26 protein-coding genes are annotated in these 21607 nt (G+C 53.6%); 17 read left to right on the forward strand and 9 right to left on the reverse strand.

Going from position 1 to position 21607, the window contains the following annotated elements; genetic code table 11:
- Positions 1–140: 140 nt before the first annotated feature.
- The 4 genes from AC16KF_RS17495 to AC16KF_RS17510 all read left to right on the forward strand — a co-directional run bounded on the left by AC16KF_RS17495 (position 141) and on the right by AC16KF_RS17510 (position 3405).
- Positions 141–785, forward strand: a complete 645-nt coding sequence (locus AC16KF_RS17495) for a transposase (protein WP_484038645.1) — start codon at positions 141–143, stop codon at positions 783–785.
- Positions 786–849: 64 nt separating this feature from the next.
- Positions 850–1782, forward strand: coding sequence for a 2-phospho-L-lactate transferase (gene cofD, locus AC16KF_RS17500; protein ID WP_484038646.1), 933 nt, complete (start codon positions 850–852; stop codon positions 1780–1782).
- Positions 1779–2390 (forward strand): 2-phospho-L-lactate guanylyltransferase, encoded by a 612-nt coding sequence (gene cofC / locus AC16KF_RS17505; protein ID WP_484038647.1) that lies wholly within the window; start codon positions 1779–1781, stop codon positions 2388–2390. The genes cofD and cofC overlap by 4 nt, the downstream gene beginning before the upstream one ends.
- A gap of 16 nt (positions 2391–2406) precedes the next feature.
- Complete coding sequence (locus AC16KF_RS17510) at positions 2407–3405, forward strand: LLM class flavin-dependent oxidoreductase (protein ID WP_484038648.1); 999 nt, start codon at positions 2407–2409, stop codon at positions 3403–3405.
- Positions 3406–3423: 18 nt separating this feature from the next.
- Here AC16KF_RS17510 and AC16KF_RS17515 read toward each other — a convergent pair whose 3' ends face one another.
- Positions 3424–3909 (reverse strand): CinA family protein, encoded by a 486-nt coding sequence (locus tag AC16KF_RS17515; RefSeq protein ID WP_484038649.1) that lies wholly within the window; start codon positions 3907–3909, stop codon positions 3424–3426.
- A gap of 74 nt (positions 3910–3983) precedes the next feature.
- On the opposite strand from AC16KF_RS17515, the gene AC16KF_RS17520 reads away from it, so the two are divergent.
- On the forward strand, positions 3984–6068 hold the full coding sequence (locus AC16KF_RS17520; protein WP_484038650.1) for a serine/threonine-protein kinase: 2085 nt from the start codon (positions 3984–3986) through the stop codon (positions 6066–6068).
- A 178-nt stretch (positions 6069–6246) separates the two neighbouring features.
- Here the strand turns inward: AC16KF_RS17520 and AC16KF_RS17525 are convergent, their stop codons facing one another.
- Positions 6247–6549, reverse strand: coding sequence for a DUF4190 domain-containing protein (locus AC16KF_RS17525; RefSeq protein WP_484038651.1), 303 nt, complete (start codon positions 6547–6549; stop codon positions 6247–6249).
- A 109-nt stretch (positions 6550–6658) separates the two neighbouring features.
- Here AC16KF_RS17525 and uvrC point away from each other — a divergent pair, with 109 nt between their 5' ends.
- From uvrC to AC16KF_RS17560, 7 genes are all read left to right on the forward strand, one after another.
- Positions 6659–8521: an excinuclease ABC subunit UvrC gene (gene uvrC / locus AC16KF_RS17530; RefSeq protein WP_484038652.1), complete on the forward strand. Its 1863-nt coding sequence runs from the start codon at positions 6659–6661 to the stop codon at positions 8519–8521.
- Positions 8518–8913, forward strand: coding sequence for a response regulator (locus tag AC16KF_RS17535; protein WP_484038653.1), 396 nt, complete (start codon positions 8518–8520; stop codon positions 8911–8913). Before uvrC ends, AC16KF_RS17535 begins: the two co-directional genes overlap by 4 nt.
- Positions 8906–9031 carry a hypothetical protein gene (locus tag AC16KF_RS17540; protein ID WP_484038654.1) on the forward strand — a complete coding sequence of 42 codons (126 nt, stop codon included), beginning with the start codon at positions 8906–8908 and terminating at the stop codon, positions 9029–9031. Before AC16KF_RS17535 ends, AC16KF_RS17540 begins: the two co-directional genes overlap by 8 nt.
- 99 nt (positions 9032–9130) lie before the next feature.
- Positions 9131–10207, forward strand: a complete 1077-nt coding sequence (gene prfA / locus AC16KF_RS17545) for a peptide chain release factor 1 (RefSeq protein ID WP_484038655.1) — start codon at positions 9131–9133, stop codon at positions 10205–10207.
- 52 nt (positions 10208–10259) lie between these two features.
- Entirely contained in the window at positions 10260–11198 is a 939-nt protein-coding gene (gene speB / locus AC16KF_RS17550; protein ID WP_484038656.1) for an agmatinase, read from the forward strand.
- Between the two features lie 68 nt (positions 11199–11266).
- Entirely contained in the window at positions 11267–12136 is an 870-nt protein-coding gene (gene prmC, locus AC16KF_RS17555; protein WP_484038657.1) for a peptide chain release factor N(5)-glutamine methyltransferase, read from the forward strand.
- A complete protein-coding gene (locus AC16KF_RS17560) occupies positions 12133–12759 on the forward strand; it encodes an L-threonylcarbamoyladenylate synthase (protein WP_484038658.1) in 627 nt (208 codons plus the stop codon). The genes prmC and AC16KF_RS17560 overlap by 4 nt, the downstream gene beginning before the upstream one ends.
- A gap of 157 nt (positions 12760–12916) precedes the next feature.
- Here AC16KF_RS17560 and tsaD read toward each other — a convergent pair whose 3' ends face one another.
- The 7 genes from tsaD to AC16KF_RS17595 all read right to left on the reverse strand — a co-directional run bounded on the left by tsaD (position 12917) and on the right by AC16KF_RS17595 (position 19308).
- Complete coding sequence (gene tsaD, locus AC16KF_RS17565; RefSeq protein WP_484038659.1) at positions 12917–13945, reverse strand: tRNA (adenosine(37)-N6)-threonylcarbamoyltransferase complex transferase subunit TsaD; 1029 nt, start codon at positions 13943–13945, stop codon at positions 12917–12919.
- Positions 13946–14008: 63 nt separating this feature from the next.
- Positions 14009–14815: an AAA family ATPase gene (locus AC16KF_RS17570; RefSeq protein ID WP_484038660.1), complete on the reverse strand. Its 807-nt coding sequence runs from the start codon at positions 14813–14815 to the stop codon at positions 14009–14011.
- Between the two features lie 51 nt (positions 14816–14866).
- Positions 14867–16117 (reverse strand): M24 family metallopeptidase, encoded by a 1251-nt coding sequence (locus tag AC16KF_RS17575; RefSeq protein WP_484038661.1) that lies wholly within the window; start codon positions 16115–16117, stop codon positions 14867–14869.
- Between the two features lie 78 nt (positions 16118–16195).
- On the reverse strand, positions 16196–16771 hold the full coding sequence (locus tag AC16KF_RS17580) for a hypothetical protein (RefSeq protein ID WP_484038662.1): 576 nt from the start codon (positions 16769–16771) through the stop codon (positions 16196–16198).
- Positions 16758–18173 (reverse strand): L-seryl-tRNA(Sec) selenium transferase, encoded by a 1416-nt coding sequence (selA, locus tag AC16KF_RS17585; protein ID WP_484038663.1) that lies wholly within the window; start codon positions 18171–18173, stop codon positions 16758–16760. Before selA ends, AC16KF_RS17580 begins: the two co-directional genes overlap by 14 nt.
- Positions 18094–18504 carry a hypothetical protein gene (locus AC16KF_RS17590; protein ID WP_484038664.1) on the reverse strand — a complete coding sequence of 137 codons (411 nt, stop codon included), beginning with the start codon at positions 18502–18504 and terminating at the stop codon, positions 18094–18096. The genes selA and AC16KF_RS17590 overlap by 80 nt, the downstream gene beginning before the upstream one ends.
- 24 nt (positions 18505–18528) lie before the next feature.
- The gene (locus AC16KF_RS17595) at positions 18529–19308 is read right to left on the reverse strand and encodes a hypothetical protein (protein ID WP_484038665.1); all 780 of its coding nucleotides are present in this window, start codon (positions 19306–19308) and stop codon (positions 18529–18531) included.
- A gap of 72 nt (positions 19309–19380) precedes the next feature.
- Here AC16KF_RS17595 and AC16KF_RS17600 point away from each other — a divergent pair, with 72 nt between their 5' ends.
- The 5 genes from AC16KF_RS17600 (at position 19381) to AC16KF_RS17620 (ending at position 21596) form a co-directional block, all read left to right on the forward strand.
- Positions 19381–19893 (forward strand): nitroreductase family protein, encoded by a 513-nt coding sequence (locus AC16KF_RS17600; protein WP_484038666.1) that lies wholly within the window; start codon positions 19381–19383, stop codon positions 19891–19893.
- A 31-nt stretch (positions 19894–19924) separates the two neighbouring features.
- Positions 19925–20128: a type II toxin-antitoxin system HicB family antitoxin gene (locus tag AC16KF_RS17605; protein WP_484038667.1), complete on the forward strand. Its 204-nt coding sequence runs from the start codon at positions 19925–19927 to the stop codon at positions 20126–20128.
- Positions 20125–20352 (forward strand): type II toxin-antitoxin system HicA family toxin, encoded by a 228-nt coding sequence (locus tag AC16KF_RS17610; RefSeq protein WP_484038668.1) that lies wholly within the window; start codon positions 20125–20127, stop codon positions 20350–20352. Before AC16KF_RS17605 ends, AC16KF_RS17610 begins: the two co-directional genes overlap by 4 nt.
- A gap of 55 nt (positions 20353–20407) precedes the next feature.
- On the forward strand, positions 20408–20620 hold the full coding sequence (locus tag AC16KF_RS17615; protein ID WP_484038669.1) for a dodecin family protein: 213 nt from the start codon (positions 20408–20410) through the stop codon (positions 20618–20620).
- Positions 20621–20774: 154 nt separating this feature from the next.
- A complete protein-coding gene (locus tag AC16KF_RS17620) occupies positions 20775–21596 on the forward strand; it encodes a serine hydrolase (protein WP_484038670.1) in 822 nt (273 codons plus the stop codon).
- The last annotated feature ends 11 nt before the right edge of the window (positions 21597–21607 follow it).

Genomic DNA, 21607 nt, shown 5'->3' on the forward strand with positions numbered 1-21607 from the left:
AGCCAGCGGTTCAGACTGGCTCGCTCCGCCTCTGTGATTTGGAGATGATACTTTTTCATGTCCGCCGCCTCCCGTTTCGGCATGCTTAGTATATGTCAGAATAAATTGTTAATGTTCAATATGTCGCCCGTAGGATTTTCATGCCCGACATTCGTTACAAGCGCAACCTGCCGCACATCCATCCCGAAGGCTATCCGTTATTCGTCACAATCCGCCTTGCCGATTCTCTTCCGCTTGAAGTCCTTGCCGAACTCAAAGAACAACGTGAACGCGAATTGAATTCAAGACCAAACATATCTGCATCAGATCGCTACGACATCGAGAAAAGATATTTTGGTCGCTTTGATAAATACCTTGATCGTTGTGAACATGGTCCGCGATGGCTCGAACGGGAAGAAATTGCCAGAATTGTTATGGACAAAATCCTAGACTTGGACAAGAGCCGTTACGATCTTTATACCTGTTCCATCATGCCGAATCATGCACACTTGCTTTTTGATTCTCTCGTAGCGGATCAAAGTAAGCATAAAGGCATGAGCGCAAAATATCCCGTCACTGAAACCCTGCGCTTATTGAAAGGAAGTACTGCAAGATCTTGTAATCTAAGCCTGAAGCGCAATGGTCGGTTTTGGCACCACGAAAGTTACGACCGTTTTGTCAGGGACGAGCAGGAATTGGAACGGATCATCAAGTACATATTGAACAATCCAGTGAAAGCAGGTTTGGTAAAGAAATGGACAGATTGGAAATTTACCTACATCAATCCCGAACTTGGGTCGTGGTAAAACGCGACATAAATGTCGCGTTACGCGTACCGCAACATTTATGTCGCTCGTGCCGAGGGCTGGCATGAAAATCGTTGCTCTCGCGGGCGGAGTCGGTGGCGCGAAATTGGCGCATGGACTCGCCCAGATACTCAAACCTGAAGACCTCACGATCATCGTCAACACAGGCGATGACTTTGAGCATTACGGTTTGTACATTTGTCCCGATTTGGATACGGTCTGCTACACGCTGGCGGGATTGGCAAATCCTGAAACGGGATGGGGGCGCGTGGATGAAACGTGGAATGCGATTGCGAACGCATCCAAACTTGGAGGGTTGGATTGGTTCAAACTTGGCGACCGCGATTTGGGCACGCACCTCGAACGAACGCGGCGATTGAAAGCGGGCGAATCGCTCAGCCAGATCACGCGAGATTTTTGCAAGGCATGGGGTATTGAACACACCGTCCTGCCGATGTGCGACCAGCCAGTGCGGACGATGGTGAACACAGAAGAAGGCGAACTCGCTTTCCAGGAGTACTTCGTTCATCGCAGATGTGAGCCGAAGGTCAAAGGCTTCAGGTTCGAGGGGGCTGACGAGGCTGAACCAGCCGAAAGGGCGAGAGAGGCGGTTGAGTCGGCTGACGCGATCGTTATCTGCCCGTCGAATCCGTGGGTGAGCGTGGATCCGATTCTTGCGACCCTCACCCCGTCCCTCTCCCTAAAAGGGAGAGGGGGCATTGTAGCCGTCTCCCCCATCATCGGAGGGGAAACGGTGAAGGGACCTGCGGCGAAGATGTATCGCGAGTTGGGGATCGAGCCATCGGCGCTGGCGGTGGCAAATCATTACCAAGGAGTGGCAACACATTTCGTCATGGATACCGTCGATTCGCAACTAACAGAAAGCGTAAGGGGTTTGAATATGCGGACTCTTGTAACGAATACGCTGATGAAAAGTCATGAAGATAGAAGGCAATTAGCGCAAGCCATACTCCAGTTTACCGGAAGTGACTCATGACCCTTTGGGCAATCGTCCCTGTAAAGCCTTTACGGCGCGGCAAATCACGTTTAGCGGGCACATTGAATGAAAATGAGCGAACGGAATTAAATCGGGCTTTGTTACAACACTCACTTGAGACGTTGTCCGGTGTTTCCGGCGTGGCTGAGGTGCTGGTGGTCAGCCGCGACCCTAACGCGCTGGCTATTGCCCGCGAACACGGCGCCCGCACGGTGCAGGAAGACGGCGCTCCGCACTTGAACACTGCTTTAAAGAGGGCGACGGTTGTGGCGCAGGTTTATGCCACGCAAGGCGTGCTGATCTTGCCAGCCGACCTGCCGTTAGTGACCCGCGAAGATATCCAGACCTTGCTCGACCGCGCTGTGAAACCCCCGGTGGTGGTGATCGCGCCGGACCGTCACGGCAAGGGAACCAACGCTCTCGTGATTGCTCCGGCGGGACTCATCGAGTATGATTTCGGTGAGAATTCCTTCCAGCGGCATTGCGAACAAGCCAAACAGGCTGGCGCGCGCCTCGAGGTAGTGGAACTTCCTTCGCTGGGGCTCGATCTGGATGAGCCTGAGGATTTTGAACTGGTTAAAAATCTCGAAAGTTCGATCACTTTCTAATTCTGAGGAGACTGCCATGGCTGAACGGGTTGCATTGTATTTGCAGGATTCGCACGATTTGCGCGATGGGTTGGATTACGTCCGCTACGCGGAGGAGAAGGGATTTGAAGCCGTCTGGCAGGCAGAATCCCGGCTGGTGCGCGACGCGATCGTGCCAATGGCGGCGTATGCCGCGGTGACGAACAAACTCAAAGTTGGTTCCGGCGTCATCAACAACTGGACGCGCAACATCGGTCTGCTCGCCGCCACCTTGCTCACCCTTGACGATCTGGCGCCGAACCGGATCATTTGCGGCATCGGCGCGTGGTGGGATCCGTTGGCGAAGAACGTGGGTATCGAGCGCAAGAAACCCCTCCTTGCCATGCGCGAGACCGTGGAGGTGCTCCGCCGCCTGCTCAACATGGAGCGGGTCACCTTTCATGGGGAATTCCATCATGTGGATGGGATCGAGCTGGATGTGGTGCATGGCCGCCGCGAGCCGCGTAACATTCCAATCATGATCGGCGCGACGGGCGATGTAATGATGGAGTTGACCGGCGAAATCGCCGACGGAGCCGTATTGAATTATTGCGTGCCGCCGGAATATAACGATAAAGCAATGGAGCAATTGGAAAAGGGTTTGAAGAAATCGGGGCGAAAAATGGAAGAGTTTGACCGCCCGCAACTTGTCGTTTGCTCGGTGGATGAAGACCACGATAAAGCCATCGATTACACCAAGGAACTACTTTGCCAATATCTCGCCCAACAGCCGCATATCGCAAAGGCGTCGCAAGTTTCGCAGGATGTGATCGCCAATATCCAGTCTATTTTGGGGTGGCCCGCCACCAAGGAACAGATCAACAAAGCCAAGCATCTTGTGCCCGACGAACTTGTGCGCCGCATCACCGCCTCCGGCACGCCGGCGGAGGCAAAAGCCAAGGTGGAGGAATACAAAAAGCGCGGGTGCACCTGCCCGATCCTTTACCCCGTTGGCGGAAATTTCAAATTGTTGATCGATACGTTCGCGCAAGCGTAAGACCAGATCAATCTTGTCCTACATGTTCCCCATCAAATAATCCAGCACAAATTGCAAAGCCGCGTCAGCCGATGCGGCTTTGATTTGTTTTCGGTCTCCAGAAAAACGCCGAGAGCGCGTCCACTCGCCCTGTGGAGCGGCAAGCGCCAGCCACACTGCGCCCACAGGCTTGGATTCTGTCCCACCGCCTGGACCCGCTATCCCTGAGATCGACACGGCGATATCCGCGTCGAGAACCGACCGCGCGCCGCGCGCCATCTCCAGCACTGTTTGTTCGCTGACCGCGCCGAATCGGTTGAGCGTATCCCATGAAACATGCAGGATGGATACCTTCGCTTCGTAGGCATACACAACCACCCCGCCGCGAAAGTACTCCGACGAGCCGGGGATGTTCGTGATGCGGTCGCTGACCAAGCCGCCCGTGCACGATTCTGCGAGAGCGAGAGTTAGCCCGCGTTCACGCAGGAGTATGCCTATTCGATCTTCGGGAAGGGTTTGAATCATAAGACACCGCGCCAAGATGATAAAGTCGTGCCATTATACAGGAGGCGCGCTCGTTCTAGGTTATAATTTTGCGCATGGCTGATTGGGCTGGCAAAACGCTCGGTAGTGTCCATATTGAAAATCTCGTAGCCCGCGGGGGAATGGCGGAAGTATACAAAGGCACGCACAAATCTTATGGGGTGGTAGCCATCAAGGTGATGCGAGGCTTGTTGGAACGAGATTCAGAGCAACTCAGTCGCTTTCAGCGCGAAGCCGAGGTGATTGGGGAATTAAAGCACCCCAATATCGTTCAACTGCTGGATTACAAGGTGGAGGATGAAACCCCGTGCATTGTCATGGAGTATGTGCCGGGCCCGTCTCTCGCCGCGTACATGAAAGCCCTGCATGAACAAAAAAAACGCATCCCCATCGGCATTGTTGCCAAAATCCTGAAGGCGGTCGCTTCGGCTCTCGATTATGCTCACGCAAAAGGAATTATCCATCGCGATATCAAGCCCGCCAACGTCCTGCTCCGTTCGCAAGAAAATTCAGTCGAGCTCAACGACACCCTGCCGATCGACGTGGAACCGGTTCTCACCGATTTCGGACTGGTCCGCCTCCTCGACTCGACCACACACACGACCACCGGCTCCGTTTCAGGCACGCCCGCGTACATGAGCCCGGAGCAATCGCGCGGCGATAAAGTGGACAAGCGCACCGATATCTACTCGCTTGGCGTCATGCTGTATGAAATGCTGGCAGGCGCGGTGCCGTTCCAGTCCGATACCACATTTGGCATGTTGATGAAACACATCAATGAGCCGCCCCCGGTGATCGAGGGTATCTCTTCCGATTTGCAAACTATCCTCGATCGAGCGCTGGCAAAAGACCCATCCATGCGGTATGAAAGCGCGGGCGAATTTGCTCAAGAATTTCTGGCTGTGTTCAACGGGCAAACAATCTCCCCGGGGACGATCCATATGGCGCAAATGGCGCGTCAAATCGCGGCGGAGGCAAAAAAGAAAAAGCAGGCTCCGGCAGAGCGACCGCTCATCCGCTGGCTTCGCATTGGCGCCGAGATCGTCATAGCGGCTGGGTTGGCTTTTGCCCTGTTCCAGTTCATCAATCCACCTACTGTGCCTGCCACCCCCACTCCGGAGCCTGTAGATCTGAATATCCCTGTTGGTCGGATGCGTTTCACCGATTTCAACGGCGTGATGGATCGAGTGACGCTTGTATTTAATAGCGCAGAGCCGCCTGCCGCTGGAACCCGGTACGAGGCATGGCTTAGAAACAACGCGAACGGGAGAGTGCGAAATCTCGGGTCAATCCGTTTTAATACATCAAACATCGGCCAACTCGAATTTACCGATCCCAACAGGCAAAACTTACTGGAGTTGTATGATGAAATATTGGTGACGATCGAGCAGAACAATGGCGTTGCATTAAAACCCTCGACGAACGTTGCGTATTCATCGATATTCCCGGCCGAGGCGCTCGACGCCGCGCGCAACCTGCTGGCTTCCCATTCCAATACCCCCAATCAATACGCCCCCATGCAAGGGCTATATTATTACAGCGGAAGTTATATCACCGGCGCGATCAATGGAGACCCGATCACCCCCGATTTTGTCGGCTTGGTTGAAGCATATCAAAACGGAGACGAAGCAACCGCGCGTTTACGCGCGGAGGATGTGATCAATCTGATCGTGGGCGATGAGAGCGAGCAATATCAGGATTACAACAAGAACGGCATTCTCAACAATAACGATGGCGACGGGTTCGGAAGTTTGCCAAACGGCAACCATCCCGGCTACCTTCAACTTGCCGCGCTGGGGGCGAAAGACGTTGGAGACGCAAGCGATTCCACGCCGAACATGAGGATTTATAGCGATAATATTCAAGTCTGCATCCAAAACATGGAAGGGTGGACCAATCAGTTGCTGCCGCTTGCCCTTCAATTAACAACCACGACGTTCGGACCGGAGATGGAACCCATCATCAACGAAATGTCGTCCTTGGGCAATTATTTATTGCAGGGATTCGATGCCAATCAAAATGGGCTGGTTGAGCCGGTGGAGGGAGAATGCGGCGTAACTCTGGCGTACGAATACGGCTGGAATCTCGTGGAAATGCCGATCTTCATCGGTCCCAATCGCGTTCCCCCAAGCGGAAAGTAAAAAGCCTCCCAAGCGCGGGAGGCTTTTTACTTATTCCTGATGGTGTACGCAGTCGGAGTCAATTCGGCTTTCGTAATGCGATATTTATGTCGCTCTTGCGCAAGAACAGCCTAAACCGCGAGACGCTTGGCAGTCTCACGTTACGACCTTTGCTGTGTAAGGCGAGTTATATCGATCTTTACAGCCCTTGTAAAAGTCGTTTAATTTCGAGAGTATGATTCATTGCGAAGGTGGCGCAGGTAAGCAGGATACTAATGGTCGACAAAGCCATGCCCACGGTCGCCAGATTCTCCTGTGAGGCATCGTTCATAGCCAAATATCCGAGCACAGCGCCTGCAACACACAAAGGCACGCTACAGATCGGTAAAAACCAGCCGCAAAGGCTCATCACGCCAAGAATCAACGACGCGATCGCCAATATGCGCCCGCCACTCCCTCCAGCGGGCGGGAGGAAGATAGGCGCATTCGATTGTTCGTCCATGCGTACTCCACAGAATAAGATTTTGTCGATTATTGCATAGAATTAGCTTGCTTACAACCGCCAAAACTCCCATTCAATGAACCGGCAGTTGATGAAGTAAAATACATCGATGGATATTTCAGAAAAACTACAGGGTATTCTCGATACTCTGCCTGCAAAGCCCGGCTGTTACCTGATGAAAAACGCGGACGGGGCGATTATTTACGTTGGCAAGGCGATCAGTCTCAAGAACCGCGTGCGCTCATACTTTCACGCGGACGCGAGTCATGACGCAAAGACGCGACGGCTGGCGCGCGATATCGTCGACATTGAATGGATTGTCGTCGGATCCGAACTTGAGGCGCTCATCCTCGAGATGAACCTCATCAAGAAACACCGCCCGCGTTACAACATTCGCCTCAAGGACGATAAACGTTACCCGTATATCAAAGTACGCTGGGCGGAGCCATATCCCAAGGTCACTGTGACGCGGCAGATGGTGGAGGATGGTTCGCGCTATTTCGGTCCGTATACCTCGGCGTGGGCTGTGTACCAAACGCTGGATATCCTGCGGAAAATCTTCCCATACCTGACATGCGACCGCGAGATTACCGGGCAGGATAAACGGGCGTGTCTATACTACGACATCAAACTGTGCATCGCCCCGTGTATCGGCGCGGCGTCCCAGGCTTCGTACCGCCAAATGATCTCCGATCTGATGGATTTTCTGAGCGGACACAGCGAGGATATCGTCGCGCGCTTGCAAACAGAAATGGAAAAAGCGGCGACCGAGATGCGCTATGAAAAAGCGGCGGCAATCCGCAACCAACTCAAGGCGATCCAGTCCATCATCGAACGACAGAAGATCGTCTTTGCAACCGATTATAAAGATTCGGATGTGCTCGCCATGGCGCGCAGTGACGGAGAAGCCTGCGTGCAGGTTTTCTTCATCCGCAGCGGCAAGTTGATCGGGCGCGAATACTTTATCCTCGAGGGCACGGAAGATTCCGCCGACGCGCAGATCATGGAGCAATTCGTCACCCAGTTCTATACCGAAGCCGCCAATATCCCACAGCAGGTGATGTTGCCGCAAGAGATCGAAGAGGCGAAGATCATCGGAGAATGGTTGAGGTCAAAACGAGGCGGCGGAAAAGTTGAATTCATCGTCCCGAAAGATGGGCAGCCGAGCGAGCTGGTGAAGATGGCGGCGGAAAACGCCACCGAAACTTTAACCGCCTTGCGCGCGCAATGGCAGGCAGACGCGCACAAACAGGAACAGGCTCTGGCAGAATTACAACAGGCGTTGAATTTGAAAGAGCCGCCCAACCGCATTGAATGCTATGACATTTCCAACACGCAAGGGACGGCGATCATCGGGGCGATGGTTGTATTTACCCAGGGCGTGGCGGACAAAAAGTTGTACCGCAAGTTCAATATCGAGAGTGTCGTCGGCGCGCCGGATGATTTCGCCTCGATGGAGGAAATGTTGACGCGGCGCTTCCGAAGGTGGCGGTCGGCTGAAGAGTCGGCGAGTCAGGTTGGGGCGAAGAAAGACGCGTCGTTTTCCTTCCTGCCGGACCTTGTCATCATCGATGGCGGCAAGGGCCAGCTTGGGCGCGCGGTGGAAGTCCTCGAGAAGTACGAGCTGATGGAGAAAATCCCGATCGTGGGGTTGGCGAAGCAACAAGAGGAAATATTCTTCCCGCACAAATCTGACTCGTTGATGTTGCCGCGTCATTCTCAAGCGTTATATTTGGTGCAACGGATTCGAGACGAGGCGCATCGGTACGGGATCACCGCGCACCGCAAGAAGCGACAAAAAATCGGCATGGCTTCGATCCTGGACGCAATCCCCGAGATTGGACCTGCGCGACGCAAGTCCCTCTTGAAACATTTCGGTTCTGTGGATAAGATTAGAGCCGCCTCGTTGGAGGAACTCTGTAGTATCGTGCCAGAAAGCGCGGCACAATCGATAAAGGCGCATTTGGAATGAGAGAAATATGGGTTGTGGACGACGACGATGAGATGAGTCGCGCGATCGGGCTGATGCTCGAGGTGCTCGATTGCAAGGTGACCGTGTTTAACAACGCGCGCGGCGCGGCGCAGTTGATCGTTTCGGGGAAAAAACCCGACTTGATCATCCTCGATGTGAACATGCCAGAGGTCTCCGGTTTGGACATGCTCGAATTTTTACGACGACGCGCCGATACGGTAAAACTGCCCATCGTGATGCTTTCCTCCGAAGCGGACGACACCGTTGTGGACCACGCGCTTTCGCTTGGTGCTGATGCCTTTGCGTTGAAACCAGTAACTCTCGAAGAACTTGAGAAGGCAATGGCGCGTTCGTTTTATAAAAATCTAGATTTGCGAGTTAATGATGGCTGAAAAGAAACCTAATCGCAGGCAGGAAAAATCGCGCAAGGCGTTGCAAATCGTCTTTGCAGTCTTTACGATCGTTTTGATTCTTTCCATGTTGCTCTCCGCATTTATCGCGCCTCGGTAACATCGTTTTTATGTTGGAAAAGTTCTATGGTCGCGGCAGGATTTGCCGCGAATTATTTTGATTACGGAGCGCGTATGGTTTGCTCCACTCAAGGATGATATGCTCGATAAACTCAAAGGCATCGAAGACCGATACGCGCAAATTGGAAACGAACTGCTCGAAGTCGGCACAAATTATCAACGCGCCGCGGAACTGAACAAAGAGCGCGTGGATTTGGAACCCATCGTCGAAAAGGCGCGCGAGTACCGCCAGGCGGCGAAAAGTTTGGAGGAGGCGAAGGCGATCCTCGAGTCTGAAAAAGACGCGGAGTTGGTCGCGTTGGCAGAGTCTGACATTGCGGAGTTAACTCCGAAAATCGAAATCCTTGAAAAAGAGATCAAGGCGATGCTCGTGCCGAAAGATCCGCGCGACGACAAGAACGTGATCGTCGAAATTCGCGCGGGCGCGGGCGGCGATGAAGCCGCCATCTTCGCGGCAGACTTGTTCCGCATGTACACGCGCTATGCGGACGGCAAACGTTGGAAGAACGAGATCATGTCGGAGAACGCGATCGGCGTGGGCGGATTCAAAGAGGTGATCTTCGAGATCAAGGGCAAGGGCGCGTACTCGAAATTGAAATATGAGTCGGGTGTGCATCGCGTACAGCGCGTGCCAGCGACCGAGGCACAGGGACGCATCCACACATCCACTGCGACCGTCGCGGTGATGGCGGAAGTGGACGAAGTTGAAATTGAGATTCCCGAATCGGATATCGAAATCGAAGTGTATCGTTCCTCGGGCGCGGGCGGACAAAACGTACAGAAGAACTCAACCGCTGTGCGCTTGACACACAAACCGACGGGAATCGTCGTTACGTGTCAGGACGAACGCTCGCAGTTGCAAAATAAATTACGCGCGTTGAGCATCCTTCGCGCGCGGTTGTACGAACTGGCAGAAGAGAAACGCCGCGCCGAAATTGAGTCAGATCGCCGCTCGCAGGTGGGAAGCGGTGACCGCTCGGAGAAAATCCGCACGTACAATTATCCGCAGAACCGCGTCACGGATCATCGCATTGGATTCTCGAACTACAACTTGCCCGCCGTGATGGATGGCGCGATTGATCAGTTCATCGAGGAGTTGTCCACGCGGGATGAAGCGGATCGGTTGGCGGCTTCGGGCGTGGATGAGGATGAATAATTTTCTTACCACGAAGGACACGAAGTACACGAAGGAAAGTGGAAAGTAGATCATGAACAATAACCCCGCGTTCGGCGCAGGCTTGCAACCCTTCATGGGCATTCCATCTTTTATGCGCCTGCCTGTGACGCGCGAGTTGAAAGATGTGGATGTGGCGGTGATGGGCGTGCCGTTCGACAGCGGGACTTCGTATCGCACAGGGACACGATTCGGTCCGCGCAAAATCCGCGAGGCATCGTTGATGATCTGGGGGCATAACTCGACTCTCAATGTCAGTCCGTTGAAAAAATTAAACGTGGTGGATTATGGCGATGTGTCAGTCGTGCCGACTTCCATCGAACACACCATGACCGCCATCACGAACACCGCCAGCGACATCATCAACACAGGCACAACGCTCATCACGCTCGGCGGCGACCATTCGATCGCGCTCCCCCTCTTGCGCGCTCACGCGAAGAAACACGGTCCCGTCTCGCTCGTCCACATCGACGCGCACATTGACACATGGGAATCCGAATTCGAAGAAGTGAAATACAGTCACGGCACGCCGTTTCGCTACGCGCTTCAAGAGGGATTGATCCGCGCAGGCGAATATATGCAGATCGGGATTCGCGGCCCGCTCAGCGGCGAGAACGATTATGCCGACGCGAAGAAACTCGGCGCGCGCACGGTCACGATCCACGAGGTGATGGAAAAAGGCATCCCTGAAATCCTCAAAGAAGTTCACCAGCGGATGAAGGGACCGGTCTACGTCACCGTGGATATTGATTCGGCTGACCCAGCCTTCGCCCCCGGGACAGGGACTCCCGAAGTCGGCGGGCTGACCAGTTATCAACTCCTCCAACTCGTGCGCGGACTGCACGGCTTGAACCTCATTGGCTTCGACCTGGTTGAAGTCTCGCCGCCGTTCGATCACGGCGACATCACGGCGATACTCGCGTCGAATGTTGTGTTTGAGTATTTGTCGTTGATGGCGATAAAGAGCAGGTGATACAACTTTCTTTCTTCTTTCATCTTTCCTCGTTTGAATGAAAGAAGAAAGAGGAAAGATTTCACGGCATGATGGATTCCCCTTCGCTTCTCTCCGACATTTCAGCCCGTCTCGCCTCACTCAGCGACACGCCCACCCTCGACGCGTCTGTTCTGCTGGCTCGCATCGTCGAGCATCCGCGCTCGTGGATTTTGGCTCATCCTGAATTGACTCTCACAAACGAACAACAAAAAGGACTTGATACTTCGCTCTCGCGATTGCAAAATGGCGAACCTTTTCCGTACGTGTTAGGTCGCTGGGAATTTCTTGGATTGGAGTTTGACGTCACGCCTGATGTTTTGATTCCACGACCAGAGACCGAACTGCTCGTTGAGGAAGCCATCGCGTGGTTGCAAAAGAATCCAACAAAACCAAAGGTTGCCGATGTCGGCACAGGCTCAGGCGCGATCGCGGTTTCGATTGCGGTGAATGTTCCAAAGGCAAACATCCTTGCAACCGATATTTCAGCGAACGCATTGCTGGTTGCAAAACGGAACGCGGAAAAACACGGGGTGAACGGGAGGATTGAGTTTGCGGAGTGCGATCTACTTCCCGAGTCGAAAGTCGAAAGTCGAAAGTCCGACCTGCGACCTTTGACCTTTGACTTGATCTGCTCCAATCTGCCTTACATTCCGACAAACACGCTCAAGCATCTTCCTGTTTATCAGCGCGAACCGACTCTCGCGCTGGATGGCGGCGAAGATGGACTTGATAGTTTTCGCAAACTGCTGAACATCGTCCCTGATTGGCTCACGCCGAACGCGTTGATGTTGCTGGAGATCGAGTCCACGCTTGGCGAGCAAACGACGCAACTCGCTCGCCAATATTTTCCAAACGCGCACATCAAACTTCATCAAGACCTCACAGGTCGTGATCGTCTGCTCGAAATTCAATTATGAAAACGAAAATCGTCTCAGCGAATTCACCCGATGCAATTAATCTGGCGCTCGATATTTTGAAGGACGGCGGCTTGGTCGCCTTCCCCACCGACACGGTCTACGGCGTTGGCGCACTCGTCTTTGATGGAAAAGCAATTGAGTCAATTTATACGGCGAAGAATCGTCCCATTGAAAAAGCGATTCCCGTTTTGATCGCGGACGCAGACGACATGGACAAAGTTGGAATGGACATTCCTGACATCGCGCGACGAATTGCCGCCCGCTTCTTCCCCGGACCTTTGACCTGCATCATCCCCAAACAGCCGACTCTCCCCTCAGCCGTCTCTGCCACCGCCACCGTCGGCGTGCGCGCGCCAGACCATGAAGTGGCGCGGTCATTGCTCCGCGCGGCGGGACCGATGGCGGTGACTTCGGCAAATATTTCGGGACAACCGAGTCCCTCCACAGCGGAGGAAGTGTTCGCGCAACTCAACGGACGGATTCCATTGATCATTGATGGGGGAAAAACCCCGGGCGGAGTTCCGTCCACTGTTGTAGATTGCGCAAGCGATGAAATTAAAATTTTACGCGAGGGACCGATTTCTCTCGAAGAGATCAAATCAAAACTCTCATCCTCCATTTAATTCATGTTCAGGTTACGTTAAACTCGCGGACTATAATGATGATTGCATTCTCCTTAACAAACCGTCCGCGGCTCGGGCAAGCCAAGGGCGGTTTGGGTTTAACCCCCACCCTACCCTCCCCCAAATTCAAAGAGCATGAATTTGGGGGAGGAATTATTTATGACAGCGTCCACGTCGGCTGGACGTCCATGTCCATCTCCGAAACCTGACCAGACGCATAACGATAATATCCCGCGGCGGCGATCATGGCGGCGTTATCGGTGCATAACGAAAAGGCGGGGATGTTCACTTTGAATTCAGTTTGTGATTGAAAGGCGGTCCGCAATGCTTTGTTGGCAGAGACTCCGCCCGCGACCAAAATTTCTTTTGCCTTGAAATCGCGCGCGGCTTGCATGGTCTTGTTGAAGAGAATATCAACGGCGGTCGCTTGGAAGGACGCGGCAAGATCAGCGACGGGAAGTTCTTCATTCGTTTTCTTCAACTCGTTGACTTGATACAACACAGCAGTTTTGAGTCCGCTGAACGAGAAGGCGTAGGGATTGTCTAGTTTCGGGTGTGTGAATTTGAAGCGCGTTGGGTCGCCATTCTCCGCGGCTTTCTGAATGGCGGGTCCGCCGGGGAACGGGATGCCCAAGAGGCGACCCACTTTATCGAAAGCCTCACCAGCCGCATCGTCGAGGGTTGAACCGAGGCGTTTGTACGTCAAATGATCGGTCATCAGATTCAGTTCGGTATGTCCGCCTGAGACGAGAAGCGCCATCAATGGGAATTGCGGCTCGGGAGGAATCGATTCGCCAGCGGGATGAATCCACGCCGAGTACACGTGCCCTTCAAGATGATTGACGCCGACGAGCGGAAGACCGAGCGCGAGGGCAAGCCCTTTTGCCATGTTCATGCCGACGACTAGCGAACCGGCAAGACCGGGTCCGCGCGTGACCGCGATGGCGTCCATGTCGTTGAGCGAGAGATTCGATTTGGCGAGCGCCTGCTGAACAACGGGGATGATGCTCAGCACATGCTGGCGCGAGGCGACCTCGGGGAACACGCCGCCATATCGCGCGTGGATGTCCATTTGCGAGGCGACAGTGGAGGCGAGAAGCGCGCGTCCGTTTTCGATGACGGCGCAGGCGGTTTCATCGCACGAGGATTCGATGGCGAGGATTAGGGTGGAAGAGAGGATAGTCATCAGTGATCAGTGAGGAGTTATCAGTTATCAGTGGGTAGTAATTGGTAATTGGTAATTGGTAATTTATAGGTGACGTAAAAACGAATCGGGGTTGTTCAGGAAATCTTTTGTGAGTTGCACGTGTTCGAGTTCGTTGTATTGTACTCTGCGAATCACGCCGTTGGAAAATTGGAGGATCTGCGCATCGGGGAACGCAAGCAGGATCGGCGAATGGGTGGCGATGATGAACTGCGAATTTTCCCGCATCATCTGTTTGAGCGCGGCGATGAACGTCAACTGGCGCATGGGCGAGAGCGCGGCTTCGGGTTCGTCGAGCAGATATAACCCGTCGGGGACGAAGCGGGATTGGAAGAGGGTCAGGAACGATTCGCCATGCGAGCGCGAATCGAGTCCATCGCCATATCTGCGCTGCATCTCCGCCAGTTGACCTTGATAGGGCATGCTCGCCAACACTTCGGCGTATTTTGATCGTCCCTTGTATTCCTCTTTGACGTTTTGCAATTCCTGCTGAAATTCTTCCTTCGTCTGCCGCATGGACTTGGCGTACCCGAAGAAATCCTCCGCGCGCAGGAAGAATCCTTTGCGTGTGCGCTTCGTCCACGCGAGGCGGAAGTATTGAGCAAGTTTGCGAAGCGGCGCGAGGGATTTATCGGTCCGCACGCTCTCGCTCCCGACTGTGATCGACTCCGCCGCGCAAGCGATCGTTTCAAGGACGGTTGATTTCCCCGATCCGTTCTCGCCGACGAAGAACGTGACAGCCGAAGTAAACTGAATCTCGCGCAGAGATTTGACGATTTCCAACGTGAACGGAAATGAGTCTGTATCGCGCGAACCGAACTCGCGCACGGAAATTGACTTCAGGTGCGGCATGACACACACAATATGGGTTTCATCCGCAGTTAAACTGCGGATGAAACGATGTTACTTCTTCCACTTCTTCATCGGCAAAACGAAATCATACGGATACTCCGCCAATTTCTCGATCTGCCCGTCAGGGCGGACCCACAACGTATCCTCAATACGGACGCCCATGCCCTTTTCGGGATAATACAGCCCGGGCTCGGAAGTAATGACCACCCCGGGCGCAAGCCGTTCGTCATCGCCGGAGGTCAAACCGCTGAAAGGTCGTTCGTGGATATTGAGACCCACGCCATGCCCAAGGCTGTGAACATATCCTTCGATCGGAGATTTTGTGTTGAGCGGGGTTTTATGTCCCTTCGATTCGTAATATTCACACGTCATACGATGGTATTCTTTGAACGGCGCATTCAAGTCAAAATTATCTGCCAATTTGTTGAAGATCTCAAACACTTGATCGTATAACTCCTGCGCTTCGGGCGTGGCATAGCCGAGACTCCATGTGCGCGTGAAGTCGTAATAATAACCGCCGCCTCTTTCCGCAGGATAGATATCGAACACGATGGTTTGACCCAGGCGCATCAAATCTTCCGGGGTTCCCCCGGAGTGAGGCACGCCTGCGTCGCGTCCGATGGCAAAAATAAACCCGGAGGGCAACTCTCCGCCCTTTTCCGCCACCCACAAACGAATCTTCGCATGGATATCGCCAACCGTGAGCGGCGACCCATCCTCTTTCAACAATACCTCATCGTCTCGCACCTCGCAAGCCGTGAGATAGTCGCGCGTTTGGGCAACCACTTCGGTGGTCAATTTCCCCATCTTGCGGATGCGATTCACCTCGGCATCGTCTTTGGTTTCCATGGCGCGGACGATGAGGGAATTCCCAGTCGCTTCGCCCACAATTTCGATGGTCGGCAGCAATTTTTGAAGGTGGGCTAGCACTCCATACGACCAACCCAGGTCATAGGTTCCATACACGCCGACACGCCCGGCAGTCACACCCAATTCACGAAGCATTAACTCGCAGCGCATGGCGGTCGCCAACAACGTATCTTTTCCCGCCTTTTCGAACAAAACATCATAGTCGTATTTGCTGAACGGAACACATTTCAATCCGCTTTTGGCGGCTTCATCGCGCTCCATATCGCCGTGGAACAGAACGGGTTCTGCGCCGCGCTTTTTGATCAGCGTAGCGTGCATGATGTGCCCGCCGCCAGTGAAATAATACATTGGCGGGTTGTGTTCACCATGCCCAAAGATGATGAGGGCATCGAGGTTGCGGGCTTGCATGAGGGTGTCGAGGTCTGATTTCATGGGGCTCCTGGGGTGTAATTGGTAATTGGTAAATGATTATTAGAGAATTGGAGAATTGGAGAATTGGGAGATTGGAGATTAGAGATTGAGCTGTTTGAATTCTTTTCCAATATCATCATTCTCAAAAGTTAACTTCAATGATTTTTTCTTGTCTGTAAATCTTGCCGAGAGACCGATCACATTTTCCGAGTCGTTGAAGAAACTGAGGATGGTCAGCGGGCGTTTCAGGAGCAGTTGCCCATACACTGGAGCAAGTAATAATTTCAAAACGAATTCAACAACCGTTCCGCCGATGGCGCCGACCACCATACCGACGAGTCCGCCGAAGACAAACGGGAAACCAAGAGTTTGCTGCGACGTCCCTTCGGGGGCGATCAACATCGCGGGGATGAATGCGATCACGCCCACGATGAGACCCGCAATTAAAAACGGCACGAGCGTGATATACGTTATGCGTTGCTCTCTTTTCTCGCACTCGGTGCACAACGGCACGGGAAAATCCATCAGCACGCCTTGCCCGCGTTTTTCAACTCCCATGTTCAACTGCAACGGCATCACCGTGTGCTTCGGCTTCCCACAATTCACACAACGATCGGGAAAATTTATCTTCGGCGGATTCTTCGCGTCTTTGATCGGAATTTCAACGGTATGCACGCAACGCCTCCCTCAACACGCGCAACAACGCCTCGTCGTCCAACACCGTTCGCGGATCGAGCAACACGTTGTCGTTTTCCGTCCGCGCGATGACGGGCGGATTCCCCTCGCGCAACTTCGCTAAAAATTTGTCGGGGCTTTTCACTTTCAACGACAAAACAAACGTCGGCATGGATTCTTCTGGCAGACTCCCGCCGCCCACTGTGGATTCGGATTGAATCACCTCCCCCACTCCCAATACACCTCGCCACGCCTCAGCGCGGACTTCGACCTGCTCCGCCGTAAGCGACATCATCCGCACGACGGGGATTTCGCGCTCCGCTTCGTCTTTGAGGTAATGCAACAGAGTCGCGGTGATGCCAGCCAACGAAATTTTGTCTGCCCGCACCGCGCGCGCCAGCGGATGTTTTTTGATCCGGTCAATCAACTCTTTCTTGCCGACGATAATTCCCGCTTGCGGACCGCCGAGCAATTTGTCACCTGAGAAACAAATAATATCAACTCCAGCCGCGAGGGACTCTTGCACGGTCGGTTCGTGGGCGAGACCGTATTTCGCGGTGTCAATTAATGCGCCTGAGCCGAGGTCGTCAATCACTGGCACGCCTGCTTTGTGAGCAGTATCAACAATCTTGGCGAGTTCGGGTTCTTCGGTGAAGCCGACGATCTTGAAGTTACTGCGATGCGCGCGCATGACCAGCGCGGTCGGTTCTTCGAGCGCGTCTTTGTAATCGGCGATGCGGACTTTGTTCGTTGTGCCGATCTCAACCAATTTCGCGCCCGATTGTTTCATCACATCTGGCACGCGGAAGCCTCCGCCGATTTCCACGAGTTGCGAGCGCGGAATGACCACGCGCTTCTTATTCGCCAATGCAGACAGCACAAGCAAAACCGCAGAGGCATTGTTATTGACCACCAACGCAGATTCAACGCCAAGTAATTTTTGCAAAACCGATTCGGCGTGGATGAGACGCGAGCCGCGCTTGCCTGTGTCCATATCAAACTCGAGGTTGGAATAATTCGCGGCGACGGCGTTCATCGCTTGAATAGTGGATGCGGATAACGGCGCGCGTCCGAGATTGGTGTGGAGGATGACTCCCGTCGCGTTGATGACGGGCGCAAGCGAGGGAGTTGTCCATGCGGCGAGGTGGGAGGCGGCTGAGGCGAGAATCGAGTCGAAGGAAGGCGAGGCAGATTCCCCGTCGAGTTTGAGGCGCGCGCGGGTTTCGTCGAGAGTCAAACGAAGCGCGTCCAGAGTCAAGGGGCGGCCAAACCTGATGAGGAGGTCATCCGCATGATGAAGAAGTTGGTCGACCGAGGGGAGGTTACGAAGGCTGGTCATCGTCGATGACGGGCGGACTCCAGCGGGCGCGTTCGCGCAGGCGGAGGAAATATTCAATGGCATACAATCCGCCGGCGAGACCGAGGATCACATATACCGTGACAAGGCGCCCAAGTTGCAACCACGCCAGGGTTGCGCCGTACACGCCAAACCATGCCGCTTGACGAACGATCACATTCGATTCGGCAGGAGGGTTGGCGGGAAAGCGCCGATGAAAAAAATAGACGATGGGCAGGAGCGTGCCGGTGAGCGCAACGATGATGAGCGCGAAGAATAAAAAGCGAAACCCTACGAGCGGTAAGGAATAGTGCACCAGCGCGAACAAGCCACCCCACCCAACCAGCATGAGGATGAGCGCAGAAATTGCGTGCGAGCGAAAATTCTGTGAAGACACGAATCTGTATTTCCTACACGTACGTTAAAATCTGACGCAGGCAGGAACGATGTATGGAGGCGAGAATACACAACCAAACCGAAACCCGTTTTTGAATTTGACAATGAGGAACGGTTCTTGCGCGCCATACTCTACCATGGGGCGTTGCACGGGGAGAACGTCGGGGTTCGAGCCGATCTCGTACGCGTAATCGCCTTTCGCGTTTTGGAGAAATCCTTCCACTTTTTGCAGGGGCGCTGGCAATTCATCGCGCGAGGTTGCTTGCGCGCTCTCGCGCATGAGTTTCTCCATGCGCGTTAGGGAAAGGCGCGTCTCTTCGCCATGGAGCGCAAATAAACCAAGTCCGGAAACGACCGCGAAGCCCATCAAGACCGAAGCCCAGCGCCAAACCGGGGCGGCGGCTCGATGGGGATGCGGGCTGAGACGATCCATCAACCAGCGCACCAGCCAGCCATACGGGATGTAAAAGAACATGCGCGGCAGAAAAACCAGCGCAAGCAGGGCGAACACGCCGCCCAGGTTCGAGGTGGCGGTCATAAAAATCCAGATGGATGTCAGGAATGAGCCCGCCACACCGGTGAGCAGGATGCCGGGGATCGATTCGTCTGGCCATGCGGCGAGCAAACCCAAAAAGCCGAATACGGCTGTTGTCAGGACGATCACGCCCAAACGACCGGGCCAGGGCGTGAACAAGGGGATGCCCGGCATCACCCATTCATTGACGTAGTTTGATGTGACCGCATACCCCAGACCAAAGATCAATCCAATCATTAGCCCGAGCATGCGCTGTGACGATACCTGCATGAGTTCTCCTGTTGTCGGCAAATTATATCAGGGCATCGGGAAGGTATAATCCGAAAGCGCATGGAGGTTCCTATGAATGTGTTAGACGCAATCCGTTTGAAGCGAGCGGTACGAAAATTCCAAGAGACTCCCTTACCGGTAGATGTGATCGACGCGATTCTCAACGCGGGACGGAGATCGCAATCGTCGAAGAACGAGCAGGGCTGGCAGTTCATTGTGATCCGCAACAAGGCGACATTGAAAGCATTATCCGAGTGCGGCGAGTGGGCGAAACATCTCGCGGGCGCGGCGATCGGCGTGGCGATCCTCACCGCCGAACCGACCGCGAAATTTCAGACGATGTTCGACGCCGGTCAAGCCGCCGCGTATATGCAACTCGCCGCATGGGAGTTGGGAGTCGGCTCCGTGCCCGCTTCGATCTACAACGCCGAGTTGGCTCGCCAAATTTTGGGTTTTCCGCCTGAGTGGCATTTGCGCATCGCGCTGTCGTTTGGGTATCCGTTGGAGGAGGCGAAACTCACGTCCGCGCCGAAGAAGGGCGGGCGGAGGTCGTTGGAGGAAATCGTTCATTGGGAGAAGTGGTGAGTGTATAATTGCTTTAGCGAAGGAGCATCGTATGCGATTCAAAATTATCCTCGAAGAAAGCGATGAAGGCGGCTACACGGCTTATGTGCCTTCACTGCCGGGATGTATCAGCGAGGGAAATACACAGGAAGAGGCTTTGAAAAATATTCAAGAAGCCATTGAGTTGTATTTGGAGCCAGTTGAAGATGATTGGATTCTGGACGAAAAGGATCTGGTGCAGGAAATTGAAGTATGAGTAAAGTCCCCAGCCTGTCGTATACGGAAATCATCAGGGCATTACAACGCGATGGCTGGACAGTGATTCGCCAGCGGGGAAGTCATATTCGATTACAAAAAAGAACCGGAGATGAACTACTCAAAATTACCGTTCCTGCTCATCGCCCTGTCAAACGCTCAACCCTTTCACATATCTTGAAGCAGGCGCGCTTGGATGTAGACAGATTCCTTGAATTGGTTTGAACCTGTTTCCATGATGTACAGGTAGATTTCATTCTTGCACCAAAAGGAGCATCCCATGTCAGACAGCGTATACAAGATCATCGAGTTGGTCGGCACGAGTTCGGAATCGTGGGAGAAAGCGGCGTCTGTGGCTGTGGAGCGCGCGGCGAAATCCCTGCGCGACTTACGCATCGCCGAAGTCAGCCAGTTGGATATGGTGCTGGAGGACGGCAAGATCACCGCGTACCGCGCCAAAGTCAAGGTTTCGTTCAAGTACGAAGGCGGATAGAAAATATCTCTCACCACAAAGGCTTGCGCTGAGCTTGTCGAAGTGACACGAAGGACACAAAGTTTTAAAACCTTAGTGCACTTTGTGTCCTTCGTGGTAAAAAAGATTGGGGAAATTAAATTCTGACAGACGCAATGAAGTACAATTGCGGCTTATGTTTCCTGTTGAACAATACATAGCGCAATTCAGCGGCAAGGATATTTCCCTGTCTGTTCATGATCTAGAATCTGGTAGGGAGATCAACCTCCGCGCGGACGAGTCGTATCACCCTGCCAGCACGGTCAAGACACATCTGATGATGGAAGCCTTCAGGCAGGCGCATGCGGGACAACTTTCGCTGGACGATCCGCTCACCATTTTCAACTCCTTCCCCAGCATCGCGGATGGAAGTCCGTATTCATTGAACGCAACGGACGATTCCGAAACCACGTTGTACGAGCGGATCGGTGAGACCGAATCCATCCGAGAACTGACGCGGCTGATGATCGTGCGGAGCAGTAACCTCGCCACGAATATCCTGTTTCAAAGGATCGGCGCAAAACGGATCAACGAGTTCATTGCGGAACTTGGGATTCAAGGCGTCTCTTTCATCCGCGGGATGTACGATCTACCCGCGCTCAAAAATGGAATGAACAACCGCGGCACTGCACGCGGACTCACGCAAACGATGCGGTTGATCGCGGAGGGCAAAATTATTTCTAAAGAAGTGTCGGATGAAATGATCGAAATCCTGCTTGGGCAGGAATTCATTGAAAGCATCCCGCACCTGCTTCCAACAGGAACACGTGTTGCCCACAAAACAGGCTGGAGCGACGATTTTTATCACGACACAGGCATCGTCTTCCCTGCGAATCGAAAGCCGTATGCGATCTCGATCATGACGCGCGGTTTCCCGGAAGACAACGGAGACAAAGCGCACGATTGCATGGCGAACATTTCAAAACTGGTTTATGAACAAATAACAGGAGCAATTTAATTTTGCCACAG

The organism is Candidatus Defluviilinea gracilis (assembly GCF_057138825.1).

What these genes read in the sequence shown, in the direction of transcription:
- AC16KF_RS17495 (WP_484038645.1), top strand. Translation starts at nt 141, where the DNA reads ATGCCCGACATTCGTTACAAGCGCAACCTGCCGCACATCCATCCCGAA.
- cofD (WP_484038646.1), top strand. Translation starts at nt 850, where the DNA reads ATGAAAATCGTTGCTCTCGCGGGCGGAGTCGGTGGCGCGAAATTGGCG.
- cofC (WP_484038647.1), top strand. Translation starts at nt 1,779, where the DNA reads ATGACCCTTTGGGCAATCGTCCCTGTAAAGCCTTTACGGCGCGGCAAA.
- AC16KF_RS17510 (WP_484038648.1), top strand. Translation starts at nt 2,407, where the DNA reads ATGGCTGAACGGGTTGCATTGTATTTGCAGGATTCGCACGATTTGCGC.
- AC16KF_RS17515 (WP_484038649.1), bottom strand. Translation starts at nt 3,909, where the DNA reads ATGATTCAAACCCTTCCCGAAGATCGAATAGGCATACTCCTGCGTGAA.
- AC16KF_RS17520 (WP_484038650.1), top strand. Translation starts at nt 3,984, where the DNA reads ATGGCTGATTGGGCTGGCAAAACGCTCGGTAGTGTCCATATTGAAAAT.
- AC16KF_RS17525 (WP_484038651.1), bottom strand. Translation starts at nt 6,549, where the DNA reads ATGGACGAACAATCGAATGCGCCTATCTTCCTCCCGCCCGCTGGAGGG.
- uvrC (WP_484038652.1), top strand. Translation starts at nt 6,659, where the DNA reads ATGGATATTTCAGAAAAACTACAGGGTATTCTCGATACTCTGCCTGCA.
- AC16KF_RS17535 (WP_484038653.1), top strand. Translation starts at nt 8,518, where the DNA reads ATGAGAGAAATATGGGTTGTGGACGACGACGATGAGATGAGTCGCGCG.
- AC16KF_RS17540 (WP_484038654.1), top strand. Translation starts at nt 8,906, where the DNA reads ATGGCTGAAAAGAAACCTAATCGCAGGCAGGAAAAATCGCGCAAGGCG.
- prfA (WP_484038655.1), top strand. Translation starts at nt 9,131, where the DNA reads ATGCTCGATAAACTCAAAGGCATCGAAGACCGATACGCGCAAATTGGA.
- speB (WP_484038656.1), top strand. Translation starts at nt 10,260, where the DNA reads ATGAACAATAACCCCGCGTTCGGCGCAGGCTTGCAACCCTTCATGGGC.
- prmC (WP_484038657.1), top strand. Translation starts at nt 11,267, where the DNA reads ATGATGGATTCCCCTTCGCTTCTCTCCGACATTTCAGCCCGTCTCGCC.
- AC16KF_RS17560 (WP_484038658.1), top strand. Translation starts at nt 12,133, where the DNA reads ATGAAAACGAAAATCGTCTCAGCGAATTCACCCGATGCAATTAATCTG.
- tsaD (WP_484038659.1), bottom strand. Translation starts at nt 13,945, where the DNA reads ATGACTATCCTCTCTTCCACCCTAATCCTCGCCATCGAATCCTCGTGC.
- AC16KF_RS17570 (WP_484038660.1), bottom strand. Translation starts at nt 14,815, where the DNA reads ATGCCGCACCTGAAGTCAATTTCCGTGCGCGAGTTCGGTTCGCGCGAT.
- AC16KF_RS17575 (WP_484038661.1), bottom strand. Translation starts at nt 16,117, where the DNA reads ATGAAATCAGACCTCGACACCCTCATGCAAGCCCGCAACCTCGATGCC.
- selA (WP_484038663.1), bottom strand. Translation starts at nt 18,173, where the DNA reads ATGCCATTGAATATTTCCTCCGCCTGCGCGAACGCGCCCGCTGGAGTC.
- AC16KF_RS17595 (WP_484038665.1), bottom strand. Translation starts at nt 19,308, where the DNA reads ATGCAGGTATCGTCACAGCGCATGCTCGGGCTAATGATTGGATTGATC.
- AC16KF_RS17600 (WP_484038666.1), top strand. Translation starts at nt 19,381, where the DNA reads ATGAATGTGTTAGACGCAATCCGTTTGAAGCGAGCGGTACGAAAATTC.
- AC16KF_RS17605 (WP_484038667.1), top strand. Translation starts at nt 19,925, where the DNA reads ATGCGATTCAAAATTATCCTCGAAGAAAGCGATGAAGGCGGCTACACG.
- AC16KF_RS17610 (WP_484038668.1), top strand. Translation starts at nt 20,125, where the DNA reads ATGAGTAAAGTCCCCAGCCTGTCGTATACGGAAATCATCAGGGCATTA.
- AC16KF_RS17615 (WP_484038669.1), top strand. Translation starts at nt 20,408, where the DNA reads ATGTCAGACAGCGTATACAAGATCATCGAGTTGGTCGGCACGAGTTCG.
- AC16KF_RS17620 (WP_484038670.1), top strand. Translation starts at nt 20,775, where the DNA reads ATGTTTCCTGTTGAACAATACATAGCGCAATTCAGCGGCAAGGATATT.